This is a genomic window from Kitasatospora sp. NPDC059571, assembly GCF_042735675.1.
In the GTDB taxonomy this organism is placed as follows: domain Bacteria; phylum Actinomycetota; class Actinomycetes; order Streptomycetales; family Streptomycetaceae; genus Kitasatospora.
In genome coordinates this window covers 3,114-3,620 of record NZ_JBHWBW010000589.1, presented here as the reverse complement: position 1 = coordinate 3,620, position 507 = coordinate 3,114, and the positions used below count along the sequence as shown (strand labels likewise).

Here is a 507-nt window from a genome sequence, read left to right as displayed (position 1 = left end):
GGGCCGAGGGCAACGGGCCCGGCTACGAGACGATCGTAGCCTCCGGCGCGGGAGCGAGGCTGGTGGGAGCGAGTACAACACCCCGCGCCGGGGGCCCCCCCCCCGGCCGCCCCCCGACCCCCTTCCCGGTCCCTCGTCCCGGACGGAACAGCCGATGCTCTCCTGGCAGTCGCTCCAGTACTACCTGCCCTTCGACCGCCGCGTCTTCGAGACCGCCGACCGGCGCGTGCCCGACCCCGGCCACCTCGCCGCCTACCGCGCCCTGGCACCCGGCGGCTGGCGGACGTCGCGGCGCGGGCTCTGGTTCATCGCCGACCCGCCGGCCGCCGAGCGGGCCGCCCAGGGCTGGAAGCTGCACGTCACGGCCGTCCCCGAGGAGAGCGCCGAGGTGCTGCGCGCGGCCCTGCCCGGGGGGTGGGGGGGCCCGGGGGCCCGGGCGGCCCCGGGCGTATCGTCGTGGACACCCGCCTCGACCTGGTCGAGCCCCGCGCCCTCTACCTGCGGCAC

General features: G+C 78.5%; 1 protein-coding gene. It reads left to right on the top strand.

Features of this window, described 5'->3' with window-relative positions:
* Positions 1-154: 154 nt before the first annotated feature.
* Positions 155-507: hypothetical protein (locus ACFV0G_RS36095; RefSeq protein ID WP_380557055.1), on the top strand; the 353-nt coding region annotated here is incomplete at its 3' end.